Consider the following 23,406-nt stretch of genomic DNA (forward strand, 5'->3'; position numbering starts at 1 on the left):
AAATCTGGTTGATAGTGTCATTTGCGGTTTGAATCCGCCCAATTTCTAAGTCTTAAAGTTTTATGCTTCCGGCACTGTGTTTGGCCGTTTTGGCATTGTGTCCGCTGTATTAAAAGTTATCAATGACGGTATTGACTTTGTTTTTAGTAATAGATACTTTGACTTCTTTAAACGAATCTAACCAACGTGATCTGACGACGATTGTTTTTAACGAAGCGGGAATCCGCAATTTGCCGTTGTAATGGCCTGAACTGTCCACCATGCGTGAATCCAGCAAACGTAAGCCGCCTGCGCCTTGGCTATAAAAGCTTAAACCACTTTCTTCATTAGCCCCAGTATTAATCTGAATATCGACGGCCACGGTTTTTTGGGTTTTATAGGCAAACGAGTCGCCGACATTGAGGCTGTTCATATCGGCAAATACAGCGCCTGATGCCAAGGATGATAAGAGGATCAATCCGTTCAGCAAGTTAGTATAGGTAGTCATGAAATAAATCCTGTATTAAAAAATAATTTTTAGGTTATTTGGTCTATAGCAAACAGTGTGCCATAATAATATATTATTAATATCAATAACTTATATTAATGTGTATGGGTAAGCTACCCAATAGTTTCGCAAAATGCAAATGGCTGAAATGCAAAATGCGAAAAGCGATAAGGTTGTTGCAATTTGAAAATGCTAAAAAACTAGAGAGCCAGTAAAGTACCTTGCATTTAATGGACGTTATCGGCAGTAAGGGATACCAAATTTGCGGCTTTAATGACAAGGCTATACACTGAATGATGTTGTCATTCCTAACCGATCATTAACACGATGTCTACAGTTCCCTTAACCCATGAGGTGAATGTTATGCCTATTATCGACTTTGCCGTATTGGCGCATTTGCAGGCAGAGTTGCCTGAAGATTTGTACCAAGAACTGCTGGCGCTCTTTCTGGAACAAGGCGGACAGCGGGTCATGGCGATTGAACAGGCCATTGCGGAACAGGATTTTGCGGTGTTGGCGCATGAGATCCATGCTTGCGTCAGCGAGGCGGCGACTTTTGGCGCGATGCAGTTGGCGGCTTTAGCCAGCCATAGTAATGGCCTTTGCCGTCAAGGAGAAAAGGCACAGGCCTTTGCGGCGGCGGCCACAATCAAGCCAGCTTGGCTGTTAGTTTATGCCGAACTGAACAAGTAGTCGTGGTAACTTAACCTAATCCTATACTGACATTATGCCGACAACGTCCTTGCCTACTGTCTTACTGATTGAAGATAGCCCAACCTTGAGCTTGTTATATAAGGGGTATCTGCGCCATGAAGATATTCAGCTCTGCCATAGCAGCACAGGGGCGGAGGGCTTAGCGTTCATCGACGGGCAATGTCCTGACGTGGTGGTGCTGGATTTGAATTTGCCGGACATGGAAGGTATGGATATCCTCAAGGTCATCCAAAAGCAAAACCTGCCCTGCGCCGCCATTGTCATAACGGCTTATGGCAGTATTGATGTTGCCGTTGATGCCATGCGTTACGGTGCGTTTGATTTCATCGAAAAGCCTTTTTCCGGCAAAAGGTTATTGGTCACTTTACGCAATGCCTTAAACAGCCGCTCTTTGCAGCGGCAAATCGAGCAACTTAGCCAAGATTTCCGCCCTAATTATCATGGTTTTATTGGATCATCCTTGGCGATGCAGAGGGTTTACCGCATTATTGACAGTGCCGCGCCCAGTAAGGCGACCGTGTTTATCACCGGAGAAAGCGGGACAGGCAAAGAAGTCTGTGCGGAAGCGATCCACCAACAAAGCCCGCGCAGCAAGCAGCCGTTTATTGCCTTGAACTGTGCCGCCATACCGCGCGATTTGATGGAAAGCGAAATTTTTGGCCATGTCAAAGGCGCGTTCACTGGCGCGTCAGGCGAGCGCAAAGGCGCGGCAGAGCAGGCGGATGGCGGCACGTTTTTTTTGGATGAAATTTGCGAAATGGACATTGACCTACAAGCTAAATTGCTACGATTCATCCAGACCGGAAAAATACAAAAAGTCGGTGGGACAGGTACAAAAACCGTCGATTTGCGCTTTATCTGCGCCACTAACCGTAATCCGTTGGATGAGGTGGCTGCTGGGCGCTTTCGGGAAGATTTGTTTTACCGCTTGCACGTCATCCCCCTGCATTTGCCGCCCTTGCGGGAACGCTCGGAAGATGTGCTGCTGATTGCCCGCCAGTTTTTGCAGACTTACAGCACCGAAGAGCATAAGGAATTTGTCGGTTTGTCGCCAGAATGCGAAGCCATTTTTACCGCCTACCCTTGGCTGGGCAATATCCGTGAATTGCAAAATGTCATGCGCAATATTGTTGTCTTAAACCAGGGCCAATGGGTGGAAGCCGAGATGTTGCCGGAGCCGTTAAGATCGGTACGTCCACAACCACAGCAGCTATTGAAACCGCACAAAACCGCCCAACCGGACACACCACCCCCACCGCAGGAGATTTTGCCTTTATGGCAGGTGGAAAAAACCGCGATAGAAAATGCGCTGCGTTATTGCCAGGACAATATACCTAACGCCGCCGCGTTGCTGGAGGTCAGCCCGTCAACGATTTACCGAAAGATTCAGGGTTGGCAGAAAAACGGGCAGGACACTAAGACAAAGCCATAAGAGAAAGTCAGTTAAAGGCGTTGGCGATATGCGTAAAACTTGCTACAGTGCTGGTATCTATTTTTTACAGACGTAGGCTAGCCCATGTTGATTGACTCCCATTGCCATCTTGACCGTATCGACCTTAAACCCTACCAAAATGATTTTGGTTGCTTTATGCAAAAAGTAACCGATAGCCAAATCGAATATCTGCTGTGCATCGCCATCGACTTGGAAGCTTATCCCGCCATGTTGGCCAGGGTTGCCGATTACCCGCAAATCTCGGTCAGTGTCGGGGTGCATCCTAACGAGCATGAAGGCCACGACCCTAGTGCCGAAGAATTGATTGAACTGGGGCAAAACCCCAAAGTGATCGCCATAGGTGAAACGGGCTTGGATTATTTCCGTTCGGAAGGCGATTTAAGCTGGCAGCACCAACGTTTCCGCACCCACATTGCCGCAGCAAAAGCGTTGAAAAAACCGTTGATTATCCATACCCGCGAAGCGAAGGATGATACGTTGAAGATTTTGGCGGAGGAGGGCGCGGCAGATGTCGGCGGTATTATCCACTGCTTCACCGAAGATTGGGAATTCGCCCAACGGGCGATGGACTTGAACTTTTATATCTCTTTTTCTGGCATCGTCACCTTTAACAACGCCACGGCCATTAAAGATGTCGCCCAACGCATCCCCGCCGACCGTTTCCTGATAGAAACCGATTCGCCTTATCTCGCCCCCGTACCGTTTCGCGGCAAAACCAACTACCCGCTCTACGTCCGCCACGTCGCCGAACACATCGCCCAATTGCGCGGCACAACGTTTGAAGAGGTGGCGCAGTTGTCTAGGGATAATTTTTATCGGTTGTTTGGGATGGCTTGAGTAGCGGTGGGTATATTTAGGCAGGGTAATGCGCGGCATAGTGGCGGCTGATGGCACCCGGTGCGGGGGTGTTGTTCAGCAGGCTGTCGGCAAAGCGTTGGCTGTACCAAGGTATCTGTAAGCTGCCTTTGGCTCCGAAGCCGTTAAAAATCGCCAGTTGCGGGTGTTGGGGGTGGTAGCCGAGGAAAGGCTGCTTATCTAAGGTGCAAGGGCGGATGTTGGCGTGGTGGGCGGTCAGTTCGGCTTGCACCAAGTCGGCGGACAGAGCGGCAAGTCCGGCCAGCAGTTGCTGTCGCCCTTGTGCGGTCGGTTCGGTATCGGTGGCGTTATGGGTAAAGGTTGCGCCGATACGGCTGTGCTGGCTGTTTAAGGGCAATAGCCAATGGCCGTAATTGAGCAAGGCATCGGGTAGGGGCTGGTGGTGCGCTAAGGTCAGGATTTCGCCTTTGGCGGGTTGGAAGGGTAGCCAGCTAAACCAAGGGTTGTGCTGGGCGTGGTAGCCTTCGCAAAAAATCAGCCGCTTCGGCTTAATGTCTTGCCAGCGTAAGGGGTTTAAGCGAAGGTCATCTGGGTGGAAAGCCGCTTGCCGATAGCTGTTTTGGGCAAGCAAAAATCCGCGTAGGCAGGCTAACAGCGGGCGGGTGAGCAGGTAGCCGGTTTGTTGCTGTACTACTGCGCCGTCTGGGTTGCTTAGGCCGTAGGCTGAGGTGTTGGGCGGGTAAAGGGTGGCTAGGTAGGCTTGGTAAGCATCATCGCGCAGGCGTTTTTCGGCTTGCTGGTATTGGGCTGGGCTATGCAAAAGCCGCAGCATGGGTTTTTCGATATAAAACGGTTGCCCGAAGACGCTGGCAAGCTGTTGGTAGCAGTGTTTGGCAACGGGTAGTAGGGTGTCCGCTTCGGTGGATTTGACCAAACGCAGTCCAGTGACGGGGTTGATCAGCCCGGCGGCGATTTGCGAGGCGTTTTCTTGGCCGTTATCGACGACCAGCACCGAGCTACCGCGTTGGATGAGTTCCCAAGCCAATAGGCTACCCGCTAGGCCTTGGCCGATGATGAGGAAATCGACGGGCATGGCTTTAAGTAAACAGGTAGGTCAGGGCGGATTTTAAGCCGTCAAAATGCGGGTGTCCGAAATTGTAGGGGGCGTTAGGGTAGGCGGTTTTATAAATTTGGTGCAGAATGGCTTTGTGGTTTTCTTTGGATTGAAAGTTGGAGCAGTTTAGAAAGTGTTGGATGCACTGCCGTTCTGTAGGGGATATGCTGGATAAAATCAACGATTCCAAATAGCCTGTACCCGTTTCTGGGTCGCACATAATATAGGTTTGGCTGATGTCCTGAAAGCCCAAGTCGGCTATCATCGCGGTAAGTGCGGCTTGAGCGTTGGCTCGGCCACCGTATTTGCTGTCGTTTGTCGGGTCATCCGCATCGACAATAAACAATATTTTTTCAATTTGGTCGGTCTGTGCAGCTTGTTTTAAGAAAGAATAGCTGTCGGTTTTGAAAAAATTGCTTTTCGAACCCATGCCCCGAAACTCAATTAATGCTGTTGCTAGCCCTAAGTGTTCCAGCAATAAGCGAATGAGTTCATTATCGGCGGTTTTTTTAGCGCTGCCTTCGTGGACGATAAAAATCGACTGCATTTATCGCACCTCATACCCTTGTGTCATGCTGTCTAGGAGCATGTCATAATCTAAGGAAATGGTTTTGACTTCTGCTTGTTTGTTTTTTACCAGAATCGTGTAGCTAATGTCTGAGTCAGCTTGTTTTTGTGCCGCCCGCACCAACGCTTCCAGCATTTCTTTGGAATGGGTGGTGGCAAACACTTGGCACTGGTTTTGTTTGGACAGGCTTAGGATGATGTCCCATAAGCGGTCTAATTGGCTGTAGTGAATGCCGTTATCGATTTCGTCTATGAACAAATAGCCGTTTTCGCATTGATATAATGCGCAGATAATGGAAATGTAATGCCTTAAACCATCACCAAATTCGCTGATGTCGCGGTATATGCCGTTTGTTTTACATTGGGGTTTGTCGCCGATGACTTTGAAATTTTCGATGCTGTCGTCAAAAGCCCGAATATAAGTATTCAACTCGCTTTCTTTGTCTTGTTTTTGGATGGCTTGAAAAGCACTAATGAGATCCTGATTTGACCAGCCATAATTATCGATAAACTCAATATTGTTGATACGCTTAGCGGTTATGTTTAAGTCTTTGCCGTTAATGGATGTCAATTCACCTTGAAGGGTAAAATGATATTCTTTTATGCCATTTTCTTCTAGGATAGAAAATGCGGTGTCGCTGACAGTAGACTTAGCAGCATAGATCCGTGTCGTGTCTATTAACTGTTGAGAATTGACATTATTAGCTTTGTCGGCAAGGAGATTTAAGTTTTCGCGGGCAAACTTAATAGAATGGATTGCAGTTATTATCCCATCAATGCTCTCCGAATAGACATTGATAAAACAAGCCTCCAGCAACGCGGTTTTGCCGATATTATTCTTGCCGCCAATCAAATTGACGCGCTTAAACCCCGATACCTGAAAATCGCTGAAACATTTAAATTGCTTAATGGCAATATCGGTTAAAAAATGTCCGTCCATTTAACGCTCTCCAGTACCGGGGCTTTTCCCTGTTATCAATCAATATCAATCGAGAAAAAATCGTCAGAATCAATGTTTTCTAATGAGTTGGCGATGTCGTCCAAGTCTTTGTCATTAATGTCGCGTATCGGCAGGGCTTGTTTGCCGATGATGGCGGCACGGCTTTGGGTGGAGGCGGGCGGCAGGTGTGCCAATAAGTCTTGGGCGATGGTGATAATTTCTTGCGGGTTGATGTCCCGGATGGAAAAATCCTGCTTATCGAGCTTATGCGGGTTAACCGCTGAGGACGATTTAACGACCTTATTAATGTCAGTCTGATAGACACGGCTGATGGGGGTGGGGCCAAAGATGGTGATGGAGGGGCGGTTCAGCCCCCAAGCCATGTGGGTGGGGCCACTGTCATTGCCGATGACCAAATCCGCATGGGCAATCAGGGCTTTTAGGCTGTTTAAATCCAGTTTGGGCATAATCTGCACGTTATCGGATTGGTCGCACATCCATTCGGCATTTTTACGCTCTTGATCAGTCCCCCAGACAATCAGGCAGTTTTGTTTCAAGGCATCGGCAATCTTAACGTATTTTTCAATTGGGTAGTTACGGCTTTCCCAGGTCGAACCGATGACTAAGACGATATTTTTTAAATTTTTGTGCAGGTAGAGTTCTAGGCGTTCGTCTTGGTCTTTAAAGAACAAAAAGGGTTTTTTCGCTAAAATTTGTTCGCGGCTAATCTCTATGCCTAGGGGTTGGGTCAGGACAGTGGCGTTGCGGTCGATGGTGTTGGCATCGTAGGGGATGGCCACTTTGACGTTATATAACCAAGAGGCGAATTTTTCGCGGGCGGAATCGGCATCAAAGCCGGACACGCGGCTACCCAGCAAACGCGCGGTGATGGAGGATTTGAGCAGGCCTTGGGCATCAATGACCAGATCATAATGTTTGGCGGCGTAGCGGCGCAGGCGTTTGATTTCGCGTAACAGCGAAGTTTTGTCGTTTTTTAGGGCTTTAAGGTTGACGGTCAGGACATTATCCAGATCGGGCTGGTATTGCAGCACTTCGGCAAAGCGATGTTCGACAATCCAGTCGATTTGCGCATCCGGCTGATGCGCTTTTATAAATTGCAAGGCGACCATTGCATGAACGATATCACCGAGCGCGGACAATTTGACAATGGCAATTTTCATGGTGGCAGTAACTCCTGCACTTGTTCGGGCCTGATACCTTGCAAACAAGCGGTATGGCCGAGCGGACAGACACGTTTGAAGCAAGGCGCACAAGCCAAATTGAGGGAAATAATCTGGGCTTTCGCAGTCAGTGGCGGTGTAAAGCCTGGATCGGATGAGCCGTAAATGGCAATAACGGGTTTATCCAGCGCGGCGGCAACGTGCATTAGGCCGGAATCGTTGCTGACTACGGCATCGGTCAGGGATAATAAATCGACAGCTTCGGCCAGCGAGGTTTTGCCCGTAAAATCAAGGCAAGCGTTTAGGGTTGCCCGGTTAATGTCGGCAGCGACAGTTTGGTCTTTGGCCGAGCCAAACAGCCAAACTTGCCAGCCTTGCTTAAGCTGATGACGGGCCAATTCGGCGTAATGTTCCGTGGGCCAGCGTTTGGCTTCGCCGTATTCGGCACCCGGACACAAGGCGAGAATCTTCTGGGCGGCTAAGCCCTCGGCGTTGAGTTTGAATTGCACTTGTACCGCGTGTTGTTGTGCCGGACTGATGGCCAAGCGGGGCAACGGGTAGGGCGTTGGCAAGTGAGCACCCTTAGGATGGCCTAGCGCGGCAAAGCGTTGCACGGTCATGGGCAGTTGTTGTTTGTTGAGCTGCCGGGCATCATTGAGCAAGCCCCAACGGCATTCACCGACATAACCGGTGCGTTGTGGGATGTCGGCAAAAAACGGCGTTAACGCGGATTTCCACGAATTGGGTAAGACGACCGCTTGCTGATAAGCATCTGCCCGCAACTGCTTGCCCAGCGTGACGCGTTCCCATAAGCCCAGTTGCCCATGCCCTAAGGGCATGGCAATGGCGCGGTTGACTTGCGGCATCCGCTCCAGCAAGCCGAATGTCCATGCTGGTGCCAGCACGTCAATCAGACAGTCGGGCGCGTTAGCTTGTAACGTTAAGAACAAGCTTTGCGCCATCACCATGTCGCCGACCCAAGACGGGCCGACGACGAGTATTTTCCTAGGCAACGTAAGTCAACCAGTCGGCATGGCTATCGCCACGGCCATGGACGGCATCGAAATACAGGGCTTGCAACTGTTCGGTGACAGGCCCCCGGCTACCGCTGCCAATAGTGCGGTTGTCCAGTTCCCGAATTGGCGTGACTTCGGCGGCGGAGCCGGTGAAAAAGGCTTCGTCGGCGACATAAATCTCATCACGCGTAATGCGTTTTTCCATCACTTCATAACCTTGCTCGCGGGCGATGGTCATGACGGTATCGCGGGTAATGCCTTCTAACGCCGAGGTGGTTTCTGGCGTATAAATTTTGCCGTCCCGGACGATGAACAGGTTTTCCGCACTGCCTTCGGCGGCAAAGCCTTCATGATCCAGCATCAGGGCTTCATCGTAACCGTTCGACAGGGCTTCTTGCAAGGCCAAAATGGAGTTGATGTAGTTACCGTTGGCTTTGGCTTTGCACATGGTGCTGTTGTGGTGGTTGCGGGTATAAGACGAGGTGCGGATGCGGATGCCTTTTTCGATGCTTTCCGCGCCCAAATACGCGCCCCAAGGCCAAGCCGCGACCATAACGTGTACTTTCAGGTTATCGGCACGCAAGCCCATGCCTTCTGAGCCATAAAAGCACATGGTACGGATGTAGGCGCTGTCCAGTTGGTTTTTGACCAGCGCGTCGCGTTGCGCTTGGTTTATTTCGTCTTTCGTGAACGGCATTTTCATGTTCATGATATGCGCGGAACGGAACAGGCGGTCAGTGTGCTCCTGCATTCTGAACACCGCTGTGCCTTGGGTGGCGTGATAGGCGCGGATACCTTCAAACACGCCCAAGCCGTAGTGCAGGGTATGTGTCAACACATGGACTTTCGCTTCACGCCACTCAACCCATTGTCCATCCAGCCAAATAACGCCGTCTCTATCGTCCATCGTCATCGTTTTTTCTCCACCTAGCAGTAGTCTGAGTTATAAATGGTCTAGTTTACTATAAACTCCATGACAGCAATACCGCGTTTATTGCTTAAAATGCGTTATTGTGGGCAATGGCTAATGATAAACGGAGAATAGCCTTTTTAGCTATAGGGGAATTGGAGTTTTGGGCGATAGGTGGGGCGGTATTCTGCCGTAGCACCTAGGCGCTTGAAGCTGTCCCACTGCCCGTTCCCTGTTGCTAGGCAGGCATTGCCGTGCCATTTCGATAACAATATGTATTCAATTGGTTGACAATTACGGTATTGTTACGGTTTTTTTGTGCTATTTGGCGCATAATTGCACCTGTATGATACATTCCCTCGTACGAATTCATGAAATGTCCGGCAAAAAAACCGTTATGGTCAGGATTATTTGCGGGCGGCTTCGCATTTTTTCCTAAAAATACGCCTAAATCGGTTGAAAAATAGATATTGGCTCATATATTGCTGGATATTAACTAAAGTCTGTTACGCATCCTGCGTATTTTTGCTTGCTGGTTCGGCCTGAACCGTAGGGCGTTGTCCCTGTCATACCATTGTCACCTAGCCCTTTTATGCTGATGTTCGGGTCTTGAATGCTTGCATCCGTTTTAATGGAGGTTCCCATGTTAGAATTAATGACGTTCTTAGACACTTTTAATTGGCCTACTACGCTGTCAGGCGAGGGTGTGGCGGTTATCCTGCTGGCTTTTTTCGGCGTGTGTTACGGTCTGGAACAACTTTTTCCGCACCGTAAGCCGATTAAGCGGCGCGGCTCTTATGGCACTAACCTTGGCTTGTTTGCCGTTAACAATACAGTGCTGTCGTTATTGTCGGTGTCGTCGCTGTTTCTGCTCGCCCAGCATTATGCCGAGCAAGGTTTGCTGCGCTATATCAATCATCCTGCTGCGCAAATGATCGTCGCCTTTTTGGTGCTGGATTTACTGTTATACCTGTGGCATCGGGCTTGCCATAGTTTTGATGGCTTGTGGTTGTTCCACCGCGTCCATCATAACGACCCGTATCTGAACACCTCAACGGCGTTGCGGATACACATTTTGGAACTGCTCATCACTAACTTGCTAAAAGCGGGGTATGTTGTGCTGCTAGGTGTCGACCAACTGATGATGATGGTTAACGAGATGCTGATTACTTTGTTGACCTTGTTCCACCATACCAATATTGCCTTTAAAAGTGAGCAATGGCTGGGCAAGTTGTTGATTATGCCGTATCTGCACCGTGCCCACCACTCTACCGAGCGTTACGAGCATGACAGCAATTACGGGGCAGCCTTATCAGTCTGGGACCGTCTGTTCGGTACGCTTAACGAGCGCGAGCCTGAGGCTATCGGCCTTAACGGCCATCAACCACAGGAGCTTATCAGTTTGTTTAAACTCGGCTTTAATATCGCAACCCCGGCTTCTGTGCCACAAAGCTTACCTGTCGAATTGGAAATGATGATTGCCGAAGCGGCTTATTACCGCGCCGAAAAGCGCGATTTTTCGCCGGGGTATGAGTTGTTGGATTGGCTGGAGGCTAAAAATGATATTGTTAAGCTGGTGTATGGTCAGCAAGCCAACGCCAAAAAGCAGGGTAAGTATGGATTGCTGATGTTGGGGTAGATGGCTCAACTCCGGTTGATCAAGTTTTTAATCCCCAATAACCGTCAGTTAAAGTTGGTGGTTGTTGGGGGGTGAAGGCAATCTGTTTATGCTCTGTGGGTTTAGGCTGTGGACTAACGTATGTTCCTGTAATTAAGGTCTTGAATCTCCCCATAGAATTGTTTTATGCTATCCTCTGTATAGGTATTAATTCTGAGGATGTTTGTTTATGGCTAATTTAAACACAGAGTCTTTAAGTGATCTAGTAACTACTGCCCTTGCCCAAAATGAGCTATCCGGCCTCTCTGCAATTATTGAGGTCATCGCCCGTTCCGTTAACGCGCCCATTGCCATTCTGTGGCAAGTCGCCCCCGCCCCTATAGAAGACACCTTATTTATTGTTGCCGAATGGTTTGAAAAGCGTCAAAAAGTTCCTACCCATTTTCATACCTTACACCGACAAAGCGCAACCATAACCTACAAAGCGCTAACAACAGGCCAATGCCAGGCCAATAATGAAATTTATGCTCAAGATGGGACGTTTTTAGCCGAATTCGGTATCCAAAGCCTATTATCAATACCGTTGATGATGGAGAAAAATAAAGATGGTAAAAATAATCATGCCTTAACGCTCTATTGGACAAGAGAAGGTCAGCTTTCCCGTTCTGAAAACGATGCAGAAAGTCAAAAAGCGCAATTCCTCGCCAGTTTTCTTTTGGATTTCTATCGGACACTAACCGACAAAGTCAGTTATGCCTTATTAGAGCAGTGCAATAAAACCTTGGAACAATTATCATCAACTTCTGTTGATTGTAAGCAGGTATTTAAAGAAATTTGCGGATTGATCTCAAACAAACTGCAAGCCCATGATGTCACCATTTATCTTTGCGAAACAACATCGAAAGGGAACGGCGATTATTGTTTACAAGCCAGCACTTTGAATGAACCCGTAGCGGTAAAGCCTAAACGGGTTTTGGGCAATAAAACTAATTTAATTGACTGGGTGGTTACGGAAGGAAGGTGTGTCAGGATATTTGATTTGCAATTATATGAAAAATATAAAATGGCATACGCGCAAAAATATTCCGGTCTGGCCTTGGGAGAAGATACGCTCAACTGGTGGAAGAATACCAGTCGCCGCTTACTGGACATACCTATTGATAAAGAACTGCCGCCGATCAGCGTTCTTGCCGTTCCGATAATGAGCGGCGACCGCTTGCTTGGGGTAATCCGCTGTGGATTGACTAAGAGATCACCTTACTATTTTTCTGACCAAGAAAAACAATTGCTTGTTTTGGTGGCCAACCAGATTTCCCAAGCATGGAGCCATCGCCTAAATCTAAGAAACATTGAAGAGGAGAATCGGACGCTAACTAGTTTTGTAAGTAATTTGGCATCTTTAAATACATATGTTCATAATATAATTAAAAATCATGAAAAATTAGATCAAAATGTATTTATTGAAACCCTGCGCAACGATACGTTTACCTCGGCATTGGTTCGTTTGCAGCAATCCATTAATAATGTCAATATCGCGGCAATCCGGTTAGTGGCGGAAGATGAAAATGGCCAATACTTATACTTTGCCCATATTTTCGGCGATGTTACCGCGCCGATAGGGAAAAGGTTTTATCTCCACGAAACCAAGGCAGACAATCAACCCGCTAAGGCAGGGGTGCTTGTGGTTAAAACCGGAGAGCCTTATATTATGAAAGACAAATCCGATAGCTATTATCCGCTACAAAGTTTTGATGCCGAAAGCATGGTAATTGCCCCTATAAAAATTGGTTCTGAGGTGATCGGTGTTATTGATGTCCGTAGTGATATTCCGAACGGTTTATCGTCTTCCGTGGTTTCCATCATGGAAGCCATCGGCTTACAATTGGGTTTGTATAACGATCTGTTTGACAAAGTGGTTAAGCTAAAACAATCCGTACATGATCTTAAAACGGAACAAAAAAACCAAACTCAGACGTATGAAGATTTTGCCCATCAGTTAAAAACGCCAATGCAACAGTTAAATTCTAGGGTCCGTAGCTTGATAAATACTTATGAAGATGATAGTTTGCCACGCGAGCTTGCCTATTTACGCGGTTCGGCGGCAAAAGCACAGCGGGTTTCGCTAGGTATCCGTCTGTTCGCCGATTTAACCAAAGGTAAGCCATTGAGGCCAGATCTGATAGTATTAACGGCAGACTGGTTGAGGAAAGTCTTGATTGAGTGTGCGGTAGACCAAGAAAATGCGGTTGACCCCAGTGATAATCTTAGGTTTGGCGTCAATAAAGACGGCTTGCCTTCGTTAAATAGAGCGACTGTACAAGCGGATGGGAATTTACTCATTCAAGCCCTTAATAATTTATTGGATAATGCCGCTAAATACAGTTATCCCAATAACACAGTCGAAATTAGTTGCGGACTAAGTTCTCGCCGGAAAAATTTCTATATTTCTGTGGTCAATACAGGTTTGCCCATTGATAACGAGGATAGGGAGCAGTGTAAAAAGCGATATTGGCGTGGTCATCAACATCAACTGGTCGTCGGCGAAGGTTCCGGTATTGGTTTATGGATTGTCGATAATATTATGCGGGCGCATAATGGTGAGTTACTGATTAATCCAAATCCGTTGCCCAAAAACTGCACCGAGGTTCGGCTACAATTTCCTGCAACATTACGTTACTAAAAGGTTTTTATGTTAAAAATATGGGTGGTCGAAGATAATTTTCAGCAACGTGCCGAAATACGCGAAGCAATCCGGTCCCGTTGTAAAGCTGACATTTTGGAAATAGCGACGGAATACGATTTTAGGGTGCAATTGGAGCAATTGGAGTCGTCTTATCCTGATATTATCATTATTGATGTGATGCTGCCATGGGTTAAGCCCGCCCCTAACATGCCGGAACCCCCAGAAGACGTAAAAACAAACAGCTTTTATCGGGCAGGCATCCGTTGCCTAAGGCTGGCAAGAGCAAAAGACGAGACTAAGGCTGCGAAAATTATTATTTTGACAAATTTAGAACAAGATGATCTGAAAGAGGATTTAGATGCTATTGATAGACAAGAGATTTATTTTGTAGCAAAAGGTGGCTACAGTGAATTGCTAGACTTAATGGCTAAACCTTAACTGTATTGCAGGTTGTCATTTTTTTCACTGTCCGCTATAAAAAACTCAATCTAATTCTTCATATTTTATGAGGGTGTAAATGATTTTTTTTGAAATTCTGAGTTTTATGCCTGAAGGCTTAGTTTATTTATTTCTCGATTCAAAATATTATCTATATCACTAGGCTTTCCTTCAAGCACTTTTCTATAAAATATTTCATACAAATTAGAAAGCTTGCTACGTTGCCTACGGTGCGTATCAATGATTTCGCCATAGATATGCAACGCAGTAGCTTTTACCTCGCTTTCAGTTCTGTTGGGCATATTCAAAAACCCCCGCTCAACTTTTTGTATTTCAGGTAGTTTTTCCTCATAAATGCTTCGTGACATCTTTATTGTTACCATGCTTCCTTTTAACGAAATATTTCGGCTATTTGGTATGCAGACAATCGCAAGTTTATTAGACATCATTAGCTGGAATGTTTCGCCATGCCTTATAACCTTATGGAGCTTAGGTAAGTAAGTATTTAACAAGCTTGTCCATTCAGCATAATAGGCAATATCAAATAAATCATCATCCCATGTGAGCCTATTATTATCTAACTGTCTAATGGTTAAGAGAAATGGCTTTAATAACGCTTCCCTCTTTAAACCTTGAAATAATGCCACGGCCGATTTCAACGCTTGCGCCGCTATATTGAACACCCAATCTTCATCCCGGATCATCTCTAGTGGCTCATCTTCCAGAATAGGCAGTAATGTGTCAATTTGCCAATCTGCGTTATACAGACCCCTTTTCAGCCAATCGAGAAACAGCCGCTGGCCATCCCAAGATAAACGCCCGACACTGGCCGATAATTTTTCTTCAAGTTCCGGGTTCAATATGACTTTCGGCTGGCTATTAAGATATTCCTGCTCTGCTTTAATGAGTTGCGCTTTGAGAGGGTCAGCCTGCGCCTTAAATGTTGCCGGAATGTCGCTTTTCAGGAGTGCGGTTACTATATTTTTAGCATAAATCAAACGTTTTTGGGGTATGGATACCGATTTTATTTCGTCAATAATTTCTTGTAGGGTTTCGTCATCAAAATCGCTAAAGTCGTTTTCATATTGGCTATTTTCATCAGTGTGATGTTCGTCAAGCGGTTTGAACTGAGCATGAAATTCTTGATGCGCTTGGCGTAAGAAAGAGAATAATGCTTCCCAATTATCAAATTGGGCGGTGGAAGGGGAAAAGCTTTGTTTAAACACCGCATTTTCAATAATAGCATCGTCATTTTGCGGCAGGTATTGGACGTTAACCTCTCTGCCAAGGCGGTACGGGGGGGTCAATATGCCTAATTTACCATCAATGCGGAGTATGGCTGTCGCATCGGGCGGGGCATAAGCTTCTAGTTGTATCTTCATAATTTTTTCTTTGGCTCTAGTTTGAAGTACCCAGCTTGGTCAATTTTTTGTGGTTTATTACAATTTTCCAGTATGGTTTTATAATAAGCGAGGGTATCGATTTCTTCAAGCGTTAAAGGTCTTTTGCTTTTCTCTTTTGTTAAGCTTTTTATTTTGCTATATTCCTTATGGCTTATTCGGATTTCTTTTAAATCTTCTCGGCTAAAACCTTCCAAAAAAATAATCTCAAAATATCGGCCTTGGGCATCGTCAAGAAGAATACGCGCCCACTCTTCCTTGTCACGTTGGCTCAGTTCGTCAATCCGTTGCAAGGTAGCGAAACAATGCCGATAGCTATAGGGCGCAACATCTGCTTGTAGCTTACTGTCATCCAAGCGATTAGTATCTGCATGCGATATATCTACATCAGGGAAATAATGCTTTAAGCTATTGCCCGCTAAACAAAACGCTGTTAGCTTTTCGGAAAAGTCGGCATCTAATAAAACACAGCATGGCCCTTGATAATAGGTTTGCAAGCCGCAACAACCGCCATTTAAGGCACCGTATTTAAATTGCCTGCTATTCGCCACTGCGGCATCAAACGCCAGGCGTCTGCCTAAAAATTTTTTATTAGGTATATCAATTTCTGTGCCATTAGCATCGGCTACTTCATAGCAGTTTTTATAGCGTTGGCCTTTAGCTAGCAAATGCGCCACAAAATAACCCATATTAACCGAGATATGCGCATTATCGGCTACCCATTGCTTAAATGCTTTGGCTTGAACGGTTTTATAATCATCTAATCCAGACAAGGTTTGGGTACATTGCTCTTCTAATGGGATAATGTTTTCTTTGGCACAAGTCAATAAATCAATCATCATTATGAGTAAATGAGAGGTAATCATTTGATGTATTATTCTAAATCTTTTGTTAGGATTTGCCAATAATAACGGCTGAAACAAATGCAATACCAATAATAGATATAATAAATTGCTTGATATATATAACTTCAATAGGTGGCATAGCAACGCGTACGATCAGACTGAGTCCTTTTTTCTTACCCGGTTTTTATATGGGTCTGGGCGGATTCTGTGAGCATAGCGTCCGAAGTTGACCACAAACTCATACGGAGTAAGGGTATCTATGCTTCCCTACCGCCACCCGTAGCGGCTTAAGTCAAATACCCCTCTGTTTTCTGGCCGTCCGTCGCGGTGTTTTTGGTTAAAGCTGTCATAGCTTGCCCAAAATTGCGGATCGTTACGCGCCACGCCATACTTATTATAAAACTGCGCCATCGCCGTATCGGTTTGGGCTTGCTTTAACTGGTTGGCAAAGTCGGGCAATTGTTCGCTGGCGACTTTAAAAAATTGGTTGGGGTAGCTGCCGACCAAGCCAGGCAATACCGTCAGGGTGTCTTTGTCCGCTTGCCAACCTTGGCCGTCATCAAACATTACGCCGACATGGCTTAAATAGCGGTTGCGGATTAAGGTGTATACCGGGTCTTGGTCGGGGGTGGCGGTGGTGATACGCAAAAACGACACTTCGGGTAAGGCTGTGATTTCCGAGCCCTTTAGCGCGTTTAATTGGGCGATAAAGCCGTCGAATTGCGGGTCGGGCAAGGGGGTGGGCACTGGTACGGCCACGATCGGTTCGGGGACGCTGGCTTGGGTGCAGGGTTCTTGTGGGCACGGTGCGGGCAGGGCAGGCGGATTAGCGGCCGCTATGGGCAGGGGCGCGACGATTTTGGGCAGCTTGCCGAGCAGTTCGTGCGGATAATCTTGGCTTTGGTAACTGACGGCAGATTCGCTTTGGTTGGCAAAGTCCGGTGTGCTAAAAACGCCTAGCCATCGGTTGCCCAAATCTGGATACCAACTGGCATGAACGGCAGGGCGGACGGCTTTGGGCAGAAAGTGCAGGAAATTGTTTTCCGCTTCGCTACGCAACAGGCTTAGGGTTAGGCGGGTGTTGAGGTGGTGGGCGCTGTCGCCGTAGAGATTAAAGTCCGCCACCAGCAAATAGTACAGACGCTCGAACAGCGGGTAGTCGATGACCCAAGCGGTGTCCGGGGTCTTGCCCTGTAGGCCTTTGACGACGGACGCGTTGTCGTTATGGCGGAACAGGGTCAGCAAAGCGTTATCGTTACTGCCGCCGCCATCCCACAGTTGTTTGAGGTCAATGGCTTGGTTATTGAGCAGGACGGTTTCGGTAAAAGTCGCTTTATTGGCGAGATACTGTTGCTGTAAGGATTTTAGTTCAAACCATTCGGCAAAGCCGCCGCTCTCACCGCTTGCGGTCGGCAGGCGTAAGAAAGGCGCGTTGGCGCTTAAAAATTGGTTGGTTTGGGCATTCAGCTCGGTGCGCGGTTGCCAAAACGCTATCCAGACCTGATCGCGGAAGCCGTTTGCGCCCTCTTGGCTGTTAAGCGCGGGGCTTTTGAGCATGGTTGAGAGAAAATAGTGGGCATCGTCGAGCAAAAATTGGTAACGGGCGGCAACGGGCAAATCCTTAAAACTGCTGAACGGCTGGGCATAAGGGGTGGTAGCGTAGTCGGGCGGTTGCGCCACGGTGGTTGCCGGGCTTAAAAACAGGGCTTTGAGCCGCGCCATTTTGCCGTCGCTGAGTTCGTAAACGGCATGGGTTTTGTCGGCCAGCGTTTCGGTGACGGGGCGCAGGCGATAGTAAAACTGGCCAATCGCCGGGGCGGTGAAGGGATGCAGGTTATCCAGCTCTTCAATGGCCTGTCCGGGCGGCGTTTTGGCACGGACGAGCCGGTAAAATTCGTTGGCGGCTTGGTCTTTAATATGCAAATGCCCTGTGAACAGATGCTCGTAAAGATACCGTGCGGTCAGTTGCATGGCGGGGGTAGTGTCGTTTAAAAATTGCTCCCATTTGCCGATTTCTGCCAAGGCAGGCTCAGATAATACTGGGGGCAGGCTATTTTTCGCGCCGTCTTGTAGCCAATTTAATAAAGTTTCCTGCTCACTAGGGTTTAGATTAGGCAGGGTGTAAGGCATTCCTGCAAAGGGTTGGGTGTGCTGGAAATCGGCAAACTCCGCAAGAGTGGGGCAGTCGTCGCTGTGGTCAGGGTCGAGTGCGTTGCCGTTGTCCGGCAAGGGCGGATTGCGCTTTAAGACCAGTAATTTCGCCATCAGCGAATTGTTGAGGTTAAGTTCAGGGAAGTTGGCTTTTTCGTTTAATACTGCAAAAAAGCCCTGTTTACGCCAATCCTCGGTGCTTTTGCCGTCAATGAACAAGCGGCTGGGGGGGATGGCGTGCAGGCGGGTTTCATAAAGCGGTTGTTTGCTGGCACCGCGTTGCAGGCCTTCATAAGAAGTAAGTTGTAGTTGGCAGGGCGCGTCAAAGCCAGCATGGCAGGAAGCGCAGCGCGATTCCAGCAAGGGCTGTACCGAGGCATAATTGAGCCTGCCTGGCTTGTGCTTGGAATTAATCGGAATGAAAGTGGCTTTGCCTGCATCCTTGTCTGTCATAAGGCTACTGAGGCTAATGCCTTTGTAATAGGCAATGCCGGTAGCCGCTAAGGCCAGCAGTAACAGAGAACTAAACTGTAGTTTACGCATATTTCGGTTAAGGTGTCGTGCAGAACATCAGCCGTCCGCCGTGGCAGATGGCTAGATGAAGGTTAAAGTGAACGGGCAAGATGATGCAGCACTTCGCTGCCATGGCTAAATACTGGCCAGCCATCCCCGGTCAGCACAGCTTGTAGGCCGGGTAGGCTGGCGAGGCGTTTGACCGATTGGATGGCCAGTTTGCGGTCAGCCAGCTTGCCATCCGGTAATAGGCACAATTCGCCACCGACATGACAACGGATCAGGTCGCCCGTAATCAGCGTGGTGTGTTCTACTAATAAGGCCAATTCGCCAGGGGTCTTGGAGCCGTTGAGCGTGTAGGCGTTAAGGCCAGGGACGATTTCATCGCCATCATATAACCAGCGGTTACAGATAATAGGGAAGGTGTCCTGCTCCGCCGCAGGCCCTAGCAGCACCGCCCCGGTTTGGCTGGCGAGTTGCTCGCTGGCGCGGCAATGGTCGCTGTTAGTGATGACGATAAAGCCCACCCCGCCCAATTTTTGCAGATGCTGGTGGTCGTGGCCAGATAAGGGCAGGGGGTCAATGACGACATTGCCGCCCTCGCGTACCCACACATAGCTATGGAAGTCTATATCGCGCTCTTCGTTAAAGACAGACCAAGCGAATAAATCTTTTCGGTGTAATGCTTTCATCGGCGACCTTGTTGATTATGATTATAATGGGCTTGCCTACCCCGGTTATGCGTGGCCTTCATACGCTTGTCGGCGTTGCTTGGCATTGGTTAAAATCGCTTGGCGGGTGTGGTTGTCTATCTGGGTCCATTGGGTGATTTCTTGTAGTGACCGGAAACAGCCCAAGCAGATGTCATTATCGTCCAAGCAACAGATACGGATGCACGGGGACGCTATAGGCGCGTTGATATGCTGATAATCGCTGGCTGGCCGTGGGTCGCCCTGGTGGGTATTGCGCATAACGCTAACCTCCGTCTACGAGTAAAGGATCCAGTTTTTTCTGCTGCTCTAGGGCGTACAGGTCATCAAAACCGCCGACATGCAGCTCGCCGATATAAATTTGCGGCACTGTCCGCCGCCGCGTTTTTGTCATCATGGCTTCGCGTAGCCCAGGTTCAGCATCGACATTAATTTCAGTATAGGCCGCGCCCTTTTTGTCGAGCAGACGTTTTGCCATAATACAGTAAGGGCAAATGCGGGTGGTGTAGATGAGTATCTCAGGCATAGGCGGATAATGTTTGTTAAACTATACGGGCATTCTATCGGTAAAGGTATTGTTATTCAATGTCGATAGGTGGCGGCGCGGGCGCTCGGCCTGCCGCCATCGGGTCAGAATGGAACGCAATTACTAACGCTTAGGCACGTCAACACCCGCGAGATGAGAAATTAACATGAACGATTTACCCGAAAATTTAAAATATGCCCGCACCCACGAATGGGCGTTATGGCAAGAAGACGGCGTTGTCCGTGTCGGCATTACCGATTTTGCCCAACAACAATTGGGCGATTTGGTGTTTATCGGCCTGCCTGATGTGGGGCGTAACGTGGCGGCAGGCGAGCAATGCGCGGTGGTGGAGTCGGTCAAAACCGCTTCCGACTTGCACAGTCCGGTCACTGGTGAAATTGTCGAAATCAACACCAGCTTGCAGGACGAACCTGAGCAAATTAACGACAGTCCGTATCAGGCTTGGATATTTGCGGTGCGGGCGGCGGATGCCGCTGAGTTGGACGCGCTGTTAGATGCGGCGGCTTATGAAAACACCTTGGATTAATGCCCTAAAAGTGGCGGCAAGATAGCGTAGTATGCCGCTTTTCCACCTTATATATAGCAAACACCCTAATAAAACATGGCTAACCAAAATGCAAAAGGCCTAAAGCGCCTCGTTAATGCGTGCTTTTTTTCCGCCGCCGGATTTAAGGCGACTTGGCAACACGAAGAGGCGTTCCGGCAAGAAGTGATCTTATTTGTGGTAAGCACCCCGGTCGCCATCTGGCTGGGTGAAACCGTGATTGAAAAGCTGCTGTTGATTGGCAGCATGGTTTTAGTGATGCTGGTCGAGCTGCTCAATACCGCCGTTGAATCGGTGGTAGATCGGGTCGGCTTTGAGCATCATGAGCTGTCAGGACGCGCCAAAGACATTGGTTCGGCGGCGGTGATGATGTCGTTGGCCTGGGCGGCGGTCACTTGGGCTTTAATTTTACTGTAAAGGACAAAACAATGAGTGCGTTAATCTGCGGTTCTATGGCTTACGACACCATCATGGTGTTTCATGACAAATTTAAAAACCACATCCTGCCGGAAAAAGTCCATATCCTTAATGTGTCTTTCTTAGTGCCTGTATTGCGCCGCGAGTACGGCGGCTGTGCCGGCAACATTGCCTATAACTTAAACTTGTTGGGCGAGGAAGCTTTGATTATGGCGGTGGTCGGGCATGATTTTGAGCCCTACAGCTACTGGTTGAGCCAGCATGGCCTATCGAGCGACTATATTAAAATCCTCGACAGCCAGTATACCGGACAGGCCTATATCACCACCGATGAAGAAGGCAATCAAATCACCGCTTTCCATCCGGGGGCGATGGGGGCCTCACATCTGAATGTTGTACCCGCCGACCGCGATGACATTACCATCGGCATCGTTTCGCCCGACGGTAAAGACGGGATGCAGCAACATGCCGCCCAATTCGTCGAGCAGGAAATCCCGTTTATTTTCGACCCCGGCCAAGGTATGCCGATGTTTGATGGCGCGGAACTGCTCACCTTCATTGACCAAGCTACTTGGGTGACGCTGAACGATTATGAGTCTGAGCTGATGCAAGAGCGCACTGGCTTGTCGTTAGAAGCCATTGCCGACCGTGTGGAAGCCTTGGTCGTCACCTTAGGGTCGCACGGCTCGAAAGTCTATACCGGAGGCAGTTGCATCACCATCCCGCCCGCCCAACCGCACGCGCTTAATGATCCGACCGGTTGCGGCGACGCTTACCGCGCCGGGTTGCTGTATGGCCTGATGAACGATCTCGATTGGCCGACCACCGGACGTATCGCTTCCTTAATGGGCGCGATTAAAATCGAGCATCACGGCACCCAAAACCACCGCTTCGACATGGCAAGCTTTAAGCAACGCTACCATGAAAATTTTGGCATTTCCTTCTAAAACGGGCTAGACCATGCTGAACAACACCCAACAATTGCTGGACTTAATGGTACAGTTGCGTGACCCAAAGCAAGGTTGCCCCTGGGATCTCAAACAGGACTTCACTACCTTAATCCCTTACGTCATTGAAGAAGCTTATGAGGTGGTGGATGCCATCGAGCGTAATGATTATGACGACTTGCGCGGCGAGCTGGGTGATTTGCTGCTGCAAGTGGTGTTCCAGGCGCAAATCGCCAAAGAACGCGGCTTGTTTGATTTTGAAGACGTTGCCGGCAGTATCAGCAATAAACTGATACGCCGCCATCCCCATGTTTTCGCCGATGCGGTATTTGCCGACGACGAGCAACGCCACCAAGCTTGGGAACATGCCAAGGCTTTAGAGCGGCAAGAAAAACAACCGGATACCAGCAGCGCCTTATCCGGCATTGCCGCCAGTTTGCCCGCCTTAATGGCGGCGGAGAAAATCCAAGACCGTGCCGCCCGGCAAGGCTTTGACTGGCCTGAGGCGGAACCCGTTTTCGCCAAGGTGGAAGAGGAGTTGGACGAAGTGCGGGGGGCTTGGGAATCCGGCGATTTGGCGCATATTCAGGAAGAGATTGGCGACTTATTGTTCGTCGCCGTCAATCTGGCGCGGCATTTAAAAGTCAACCCCGAAGTCGCCCTTAAACAAAGTATCCAGAAATTCACCAAACGTTTCCAGTACATCGAGCAACAAGTCGCCGTCTCAGGGCGCGGCATGGCTGACTGCGAACTGGCCGAACTGGATGCCTTGTGGGATGAGGCTAAGGTCGTTTTGGCCAAGTAGGATGGGGGAGTAAGAGCTTTCGGCTTTTGCCGAAAGCCTTAAGGCATGGGTGTGGCCAGTAAAATAGCTAAAGCCCGCCCCCGCCAACCCGCTTTAAAACAGAGTGCAAAAGTCTTTAGCCTTTGCCAGTGACTTTAGGGCGCAGCGCAAACCTATAAATACTATACTCCCAACCGCTTTACTTAAAGCCCTGCATAGCCATTAGACATACCCCGCGTAACCTACAGTTATCATTTTTCATTATCTCCCCCTGTGTCATCCAAAAAGTAATAGGCGCTGTCCGCATCTTACTATCCCTTATTGAAACCTGCGAAAACTGCGGTTGGTGAACTAAGCCGATAAAATGGCCATTTTTATCCGAAACCCTGTCAGCATAGGCTGTTGTTCGCCAAAAAATACTACTTTATTTTATTATAAATGTGAAGTCCGTCACAAAAACAACAAATAAATCATAGTGTGCTTTTATTTTGTAATAAACTCATGGCTCTATTTGGTATTGTCTTAGGTGGACTGAATAGCCTGCTATTCAGCCATTAGGTAATTGTTATGGCCGATGTCCGTTAAAAACAGGCCGTAGGCAACGCCGCCAT

General features: G+C 48.3%; 23 protein-coding genes. 10 read left to right on the forward strand and 13 right to left on the reverse strand.

Annotated features, from left to right (window positions below; all coding sequences use genetic code 11):
• Positions 1–109 precede the first annotated feature (109 nt).
• The gene (locus tag AADEFJLK_RS07185) at positions 110–487 is read right to left on the reverse strand and encodes a hypothetical protein (protein WP_088619838.1); all 378 of its coding nucleotides are present in this window, start codon (positions 485–487) and stop codon (positions 110–112) included.
• Positions 488–814: 327 nt separating this feature from the next.
• Here AADEFJLK_RS07185 and AADEFJLK_RS07190 point away from each other — a divergent pair, with 327 nt between their 5' ends.
• The 3 genes from AADEFJLK_RS07190 (at position 815) to AADEFJLK_RS07200 (ending at position 3,491) form a co-directional block, all read left to right on the forward strand.
• Positions 815–1,180 (forward strand): Hpt domain-containing protein, encoded by a 366-nt coding sequence (locus AADEFJLK_RS07190; protein ID WP_103973793.1) that lies wholly within the window; start codon positions 815–817, stop codon positions 1,178–1,180.
• Between the two features lie 34 nt (positions 1,181–1,214).
• Complete coding sequence (locus AADEFJLK_RS07195; RefSeq protein WP_088619840.1) at positions 1,215–2,633, forward strand: sigma-54-dependent transcriptional regulator; 1,419 nt, start codon at positions 1,215–1,217, stop codon at positions 2,631–2,633.
• A gap of 84 nt (positions 2,634–2,717) precedes the next feature.
• A complete protein-coding gene (locus tag AADEFJLK_RS07200) occupies positions 2,718–3,491 on the forward strand; it encodes a TatD family hydrolase (RefSeq protein ID WP_103973794.1) in 774 nt (257 codons plus the stop codon).
• A 16-nt stretch (positions 3,492–3,507) separates the two neighbouring features.
• Here the strand turns inward: AADEFJLK_RS07200 and AADEFJLK_RS07205 are convergent, their stop codons facing one another.
• The 6 genes from AADEFJLK_RS07205 to AADEFJLK_RS07230 are packed head-to-tail and all read right to left on the reverse strand — an operon-like array spanning position 3,508 to position 9,201.
• Entirely contained in the window at positions 3,508–4,563 is a 1,056-nt protein-coding gene (locus AADEFJLK_RS07205) for an NAD(P)/FAD-dependent oxidoreductase (protein WP_103973795.1), read from the reverse strand.
• 4 nt (positions 4,564–4,567) lie between these two features.
• Positions 4,568–5,131 (reverse strand): hypothetical protein, encoded by a 564-nt coding sequence (locus AADEFJLK_RS07210; RefSeq protein ID WP_103973796.1) that lies wholly within the window; start codon positions 5,129–5,131, stop codon positions 4,568–4,570.
• Positions 5,132–6,091 carry an AAA family ATPase gene (locus AADEFJLK_RS07215; protein ID WP_103973797.1) on the reverse strand — a complete coding sequence of 320 codons (960 nt, stop codon included), beginning with the start codon at positions 6,089–6,091 and terminating at the stop codon, positions 5,132–5,134.
• Between the two features lie 35 nt (positions 6,092–6,126).
• A complete protein-coding gene (gene waaC, locus AADEFJLK_RS07220) occupies positions 6,127–7,272 on the reverse strand; it encodes a lipopolysaccharide heptosyltransferase I (RefSeq protein ID WP_088619845.1) in 1,146 nt (381 codons plus the stop codon).
• Positions 7,269–8,285 carry a lipopolysaccharide heptosyltransferase II gene (gene waaF / locus AADEFJLK_RS07225; RefSeq protein WP_282957356.1) on the reverse strand — a complete coding sequence of 339 codons (1,017 nt, stop codon included), beginning with the start codon at positions 8,283–8,285 and terminating at the stop codon, positions 7,269–7,271. Before waaF ends, waaC begins: the two co-directional genes overlap by 4 nt.
• Positions 8,278–9,201, reverse strand: a complete 924-nt coding sequence (locus AADEFJLK_RS07230; RefSeq protein WP_103973798.1) for a branched-chain amino acid transaminase — start codon at positions 9,199–9,201, stop codon at positions 8,278–8,280. Before AADEFJLK_RS07230 ends, waaF begins: the two co-directional genes overlap by 8 nt.
• A gap of 640 nt (positions 9,202–9,841) precedes the next feature.
• On the opposite strand from AADEFJLK_RS07230, the gene AADEFJLK_RS07235 reads away from it, so the two are divergent.
• The 3 genes from AADEFJLK_RS07235 to AADEFJLK_RS07245 all read left to right on the forward strand — a co-directional run bounded on the left by AADEFJLK_RS07235 (position 9,842) and on the right by AADEFJLK_RS07245 (position 13,937).
• On the forward strand, positions 9,842–10,837 hold the full coding sequence (locus AADEFJLK_RS07235; RefSeq protein WP_103973799.1) for a sterol desaturase family protein: 996 nt from the start codon (positions 9,842–9,844) through the stop codon (positions 10,835–10,837).
• Positions 10,838–11,045: 208 nt separating this feature from the next.
• Positions 11,046–13,496 carry a sensor histidine kinase gene (locus AADEFJLK_RS07240; RefSeq protein WP_103973800.1) on the forward strand — a complete coding sequence of 817 codons (2,451 nt, stop codon included), beginning with the start codon at positions 11,046–11,048 and terminating at the stop codon, positions 13,494–13,496.
• A 9-nt stretch (positions 13,497–13,505) separates the two neighbouring features.
• On the forward strand, positions 13,506–13,937 hold the full coding sequence (locus tag AADEFJLK_RS07245) for a response regulator (protein ID WP_103973801.1): 432 nt from the start codon (positions 13,506–13,508) through the stop codon (positions 13,935–13,937).
• A gap of 104 nt (positions 13,938–14,041) precedes the next feature.
• On the opposite strand, the gene AADEFJLK_RS07250 is transcribed toward AADEFJLK_RS07245, so the two are convergent.
• The 6 genes from AADEFJLK_RS07250 to grxC form a co-directional block, all read right to left on the reverse strand.
• A complete protein-coding gene (locus tag AADEFJLK_RS07250) occupies positions 14,042–15,319 on the reverse strand; it encodes a hypothetical protein (RefSeq protein WP_103973802.1) in 1,278 nt (425 codons plus the stop codon).
• Positions 15,316–16,179 carry a hypothetical protein gene (locus AADEFJLK_RS07255; RefSeq protein WP_146054528.1) on the reverse strand — a complete coding sequence of 288 codons (864 nt, stop codon included), beginning with the start codon at positions 16,177–16,179 and terminating at the stop codon, positions 15,316–15,318. Before AADEFJLK_RS07255 ends, AADEFJLK_RS07250 begins: the two co-directional genes overlap by 4 nt.
• A 270-nt stretch (positions 16,180–16,449) precedes the next feature.
• Positions 16,450–18,876, reverse strand: coding sequence for a fatty acid cis/trans isomerase (locus tag AADEFJLK_RS07260; RefSeq protein WP_103973804.1), 2,427 nt, complete (start codon positions 18,874–18,876; stop codon positions 16,450–16,452).
• 62 nt (positions 18,877–18,938) lie between these two features.
• Positions 18,939–19,538, reverse strand: a complete 600-nt coding sequence (locus tag AADEFJLK_RS07265; RefSeq protein ID WP_088619850.1) for an MBL fold metallo-hydrolase — start codon at positions 19,536–19,538, stop codon at positions 18,939–18,941.
• 45 nt (positions 19,539–19,583) lie between these two features.
• On the reverse strand, positions 19,584–19,817 hold the full coding sequence (locus AADEFJLK_RS07270; protein ID WP_088619851.1) for a DUF1289 domain-containing protein: 234 nt from the start codon (positions 19,815–19,817) through the stop codon (positions 19,584–19,586).
• A gap of 4 nt (positions 19,818–19,821) precedes the next feature.
• Positions 19,822–20,082 carry a glutaredoxin 3 gene (gene grxC, locus AADEFJLK_RS07275; RefSeq protein WP_088619852.1) on the reverse strand — a complete coding sequence of 87 codons (261 nt, stop codon included), beginning with the start codon at positions 20,080–20,082 and terminating at the stop codon, positions 19,822–19,824.
• A 166-nt stretch (positions 20,083–20,248) separates the two neighbouring features.
• On the opposite strand from grxC, the gene gcvH reads away from it, so the two are divergent.
• The 4 genes from gcvH to mazG all read left to right on the forward strand — a co-directional run bounded on the left by gcvH (position 20,249) and on the right by mazG (position 22,816).
• Positions 20,249–20,629: a glycine cleavage system protein GcvH gene (gcvH, locus tag AADEFJLK_RS07280; RefSeq protein ID WP_103973805.1), complete on the forward strand. Its 381-nt coding sequence runs from the start codon at positions 20,249–20,251 to the stop codon at positions 20,627–20,629.
• A gap of 75 nt (positions 20,630–20,704) precedes the next feature.
• Positions 20,705–21,064, forward strand: a complete 360-nt coding sequence (locus AADEFJLK_RS07285) for a diacylglycerol kinase (RefSeq protein WP_088619854.1) — start codon at positions 20,705–20,707, stop codon at positions 21,062–21,064.
• 11 nt (positions 21,065–21,075) lie between these two features.
• A complete protein-coding gene (locus tag AADEFJLK_RS07290; protein WP_088619855.1) occupies positions 21,076–22,011 on the forward strand; it encodes a carbohydrate kinase family protein in 936 nt (311 codons plus the stop codon).
• A 13-nt stretch (positions 22,012–22,024) separates the two neighbouring features.
• Entirely contained in the window at positions 22,025–22,816 is a 792-nt protein-coding gene (gene mazG / locus AADEFJLK_RS07295; protein ID WP_103973806.1) for a nucleoside triphosphate pyrophosphohydrolase, read from the forward strand.
• Positions 22,817–23,406 lie beyond the last annotated feature (590 nt).

This window comes from Methylovulum psychrotolerans (genome assembly GCF_002923755.1).
GTDB classification, from domain to species: domain Bacteria; phylum Pseudomonadota; class Gammaproteobacteria; order Methylococcales; family Methylomonadaceae; genus Methylovulum; species Methylovulum psychrotolerans.

Excerpts from the sequence above, each read along its gene's own strand:
- AADEFJLK_RS07185 (WP_088619838.1), bottom strand. The coding sequence starts at position 487 with ATGACTACCTATACTAACTTGCTGAACGGATTGATCCTCTTATCATCC.
- AADEFJLK_RS07190 (WP_103973793.1), top strand. The coding sequence starts at position 815 with ATGTCTACAGTTCCCTTAACCCATGAGGTGAATGTTATGCCTATTATC.
- AADEFJLK_RS07195 (WP_088619840.1), top strand. The coding sequence starts at position 1,215 with ATGCCGACAACGTCCTTGCCTACTGTCTTACTGATTGAAGATAGCCCA.
- AADEFJLK_RS07200 (WP_103973794.1), top strand. The coding sequence starts at position 2,718 with ATGTTGATTGACTCCCATTGCCATCTTGACCGTATCGACCTTAAACCC.
- AADEFJLK_RS07205 (WP_103973795.1), bottom strand. The coding sequence starts at position 4,563 with ATGCCCGTCGATTTCCTCATCATCGGCCAAGGCCTAGCGGGTAGCCTA.
- AADEFJLK_RS07210 (WP_103973796.1), bottom strand. The coding sequence starts at position 5,131 with ATGCAGTCGATTTTTATCGTCCACGAAGGCAGCGCTAAAAAAACCGCC.
- AADEFJLK_RS07215 (WP_103973797.1), bottom strand. The coding sequence starts at position 6,091 with ATGGACGGACATTTTTTAACCGATATTGCCATTAAGCAATTTAAATGT.
- waaC (WP_088619845.1), bottom strand. The coding sequence starts at position 7,272 with ATGAAAATTGCCATTGTCAAATTGTCCGCGCTCGGTGATATCGTTCAT.
- AADEFJLK_RS07230 (WP_103973798.1), bottom strand. The coding sequence starts at position 9,201 with ATGACGATGGACGATAGAGACGGCGTTATTTGGCTGGATGGACAATGG.
- AADEFJLK_RS07235 (WP_103973799.1), top strand. The coding sequence starts at position 9,842 with ATGTTAGAATTAATGACGTTCTTAGACACTTTTAATTGGCCTACTACG.
- AADEFJLK_RS07240 (WP_103973800.1), top strand. The coding sequence starts at position 11,046 with ATGGCTAATTTAAACACAGAGTCTTTAAGTGATCTAGTAACTACTGCC.
- AADEFJLK_RS07245 (WP_103973801.1), top strand. The coding sequence starts at position 13,506 with ATGTTAAAAATATGGGTGGTCGAAGATAATTTTCAGCAACGTGCCGAA.
- AADEFJLK_RS07250 (WP_103973802.1), bottom strand. The coding sequence starts at position 15,319 with ATGAAGATACAACTAGAAGCTTATGCCCCGCCCGATGCGACAGCCATA.
- AADEFJLK_RS07255 (WP_146054528.1), bottom strand. The coding sequence starts at position 16,179 with ATGATGATTGATTTATTGACTTGTGCCAAAGAAAACATTATCCCATTA.
- AADEFJLK_RS07260 (WP_103973804.1), bottom strand. The coding sequence starts at position 18,876 with ATGCGTAAACTACAGTTTAGTTCTCTGTTACTGCTGGCCTTAGCGGCT.
- AADEFJLK_RS07265 (WP_088619850.1), bottom strand. The coding sequence starts at position 19,538 with ATGAAAGCATTACACCGAAAAGATTTATTCGCTTGGTCTGTCTTTAAC.
- AADEFJLK_RS07270 (WP_088619851.1), bottom strand. The coding sequence starts at position 19,817 with ATGCGCAATACCCACCAGGGCGACCCACGGCCAGCCAGCGATTATCAG.
- grxC (WP_088619852.1), bottom strand. The coding sequence starts at position 20,082 with ATGCCTGAGATACTCATCTACACCACCCGCATTTGCCCTTACTGTATT.
- gcvH (WP_103973805.1), top strand. The coding sequence starts at position 20,249 with ATGAACGATTTACCCGAAAATTTAAAATATGCCCGCACCCACGAATGG.
- AADEFJLK_RS07285 (WP_088619854.1), top strand. The coding sequence starts at position 20,705 with ATGGCTAACCAAAATGCAAAAGGCCTAAAGCGCCTCGTTAATGCGTGC.
- AADEFJLK_RS07290 (WP_088619855.1), top strand. The coding sequence starts at position 21,076 with ATGAGTGCGTTAATCTGCGGTTCTATGGCTTACGACACCATCATGGTG.
- mazG (WP_103973806.1), top strand. The coding sequence starts at position 22,025 with ATGCTGAACAACACCCAACAATTGCTGGACTTAATGGTACAGTTGCGT.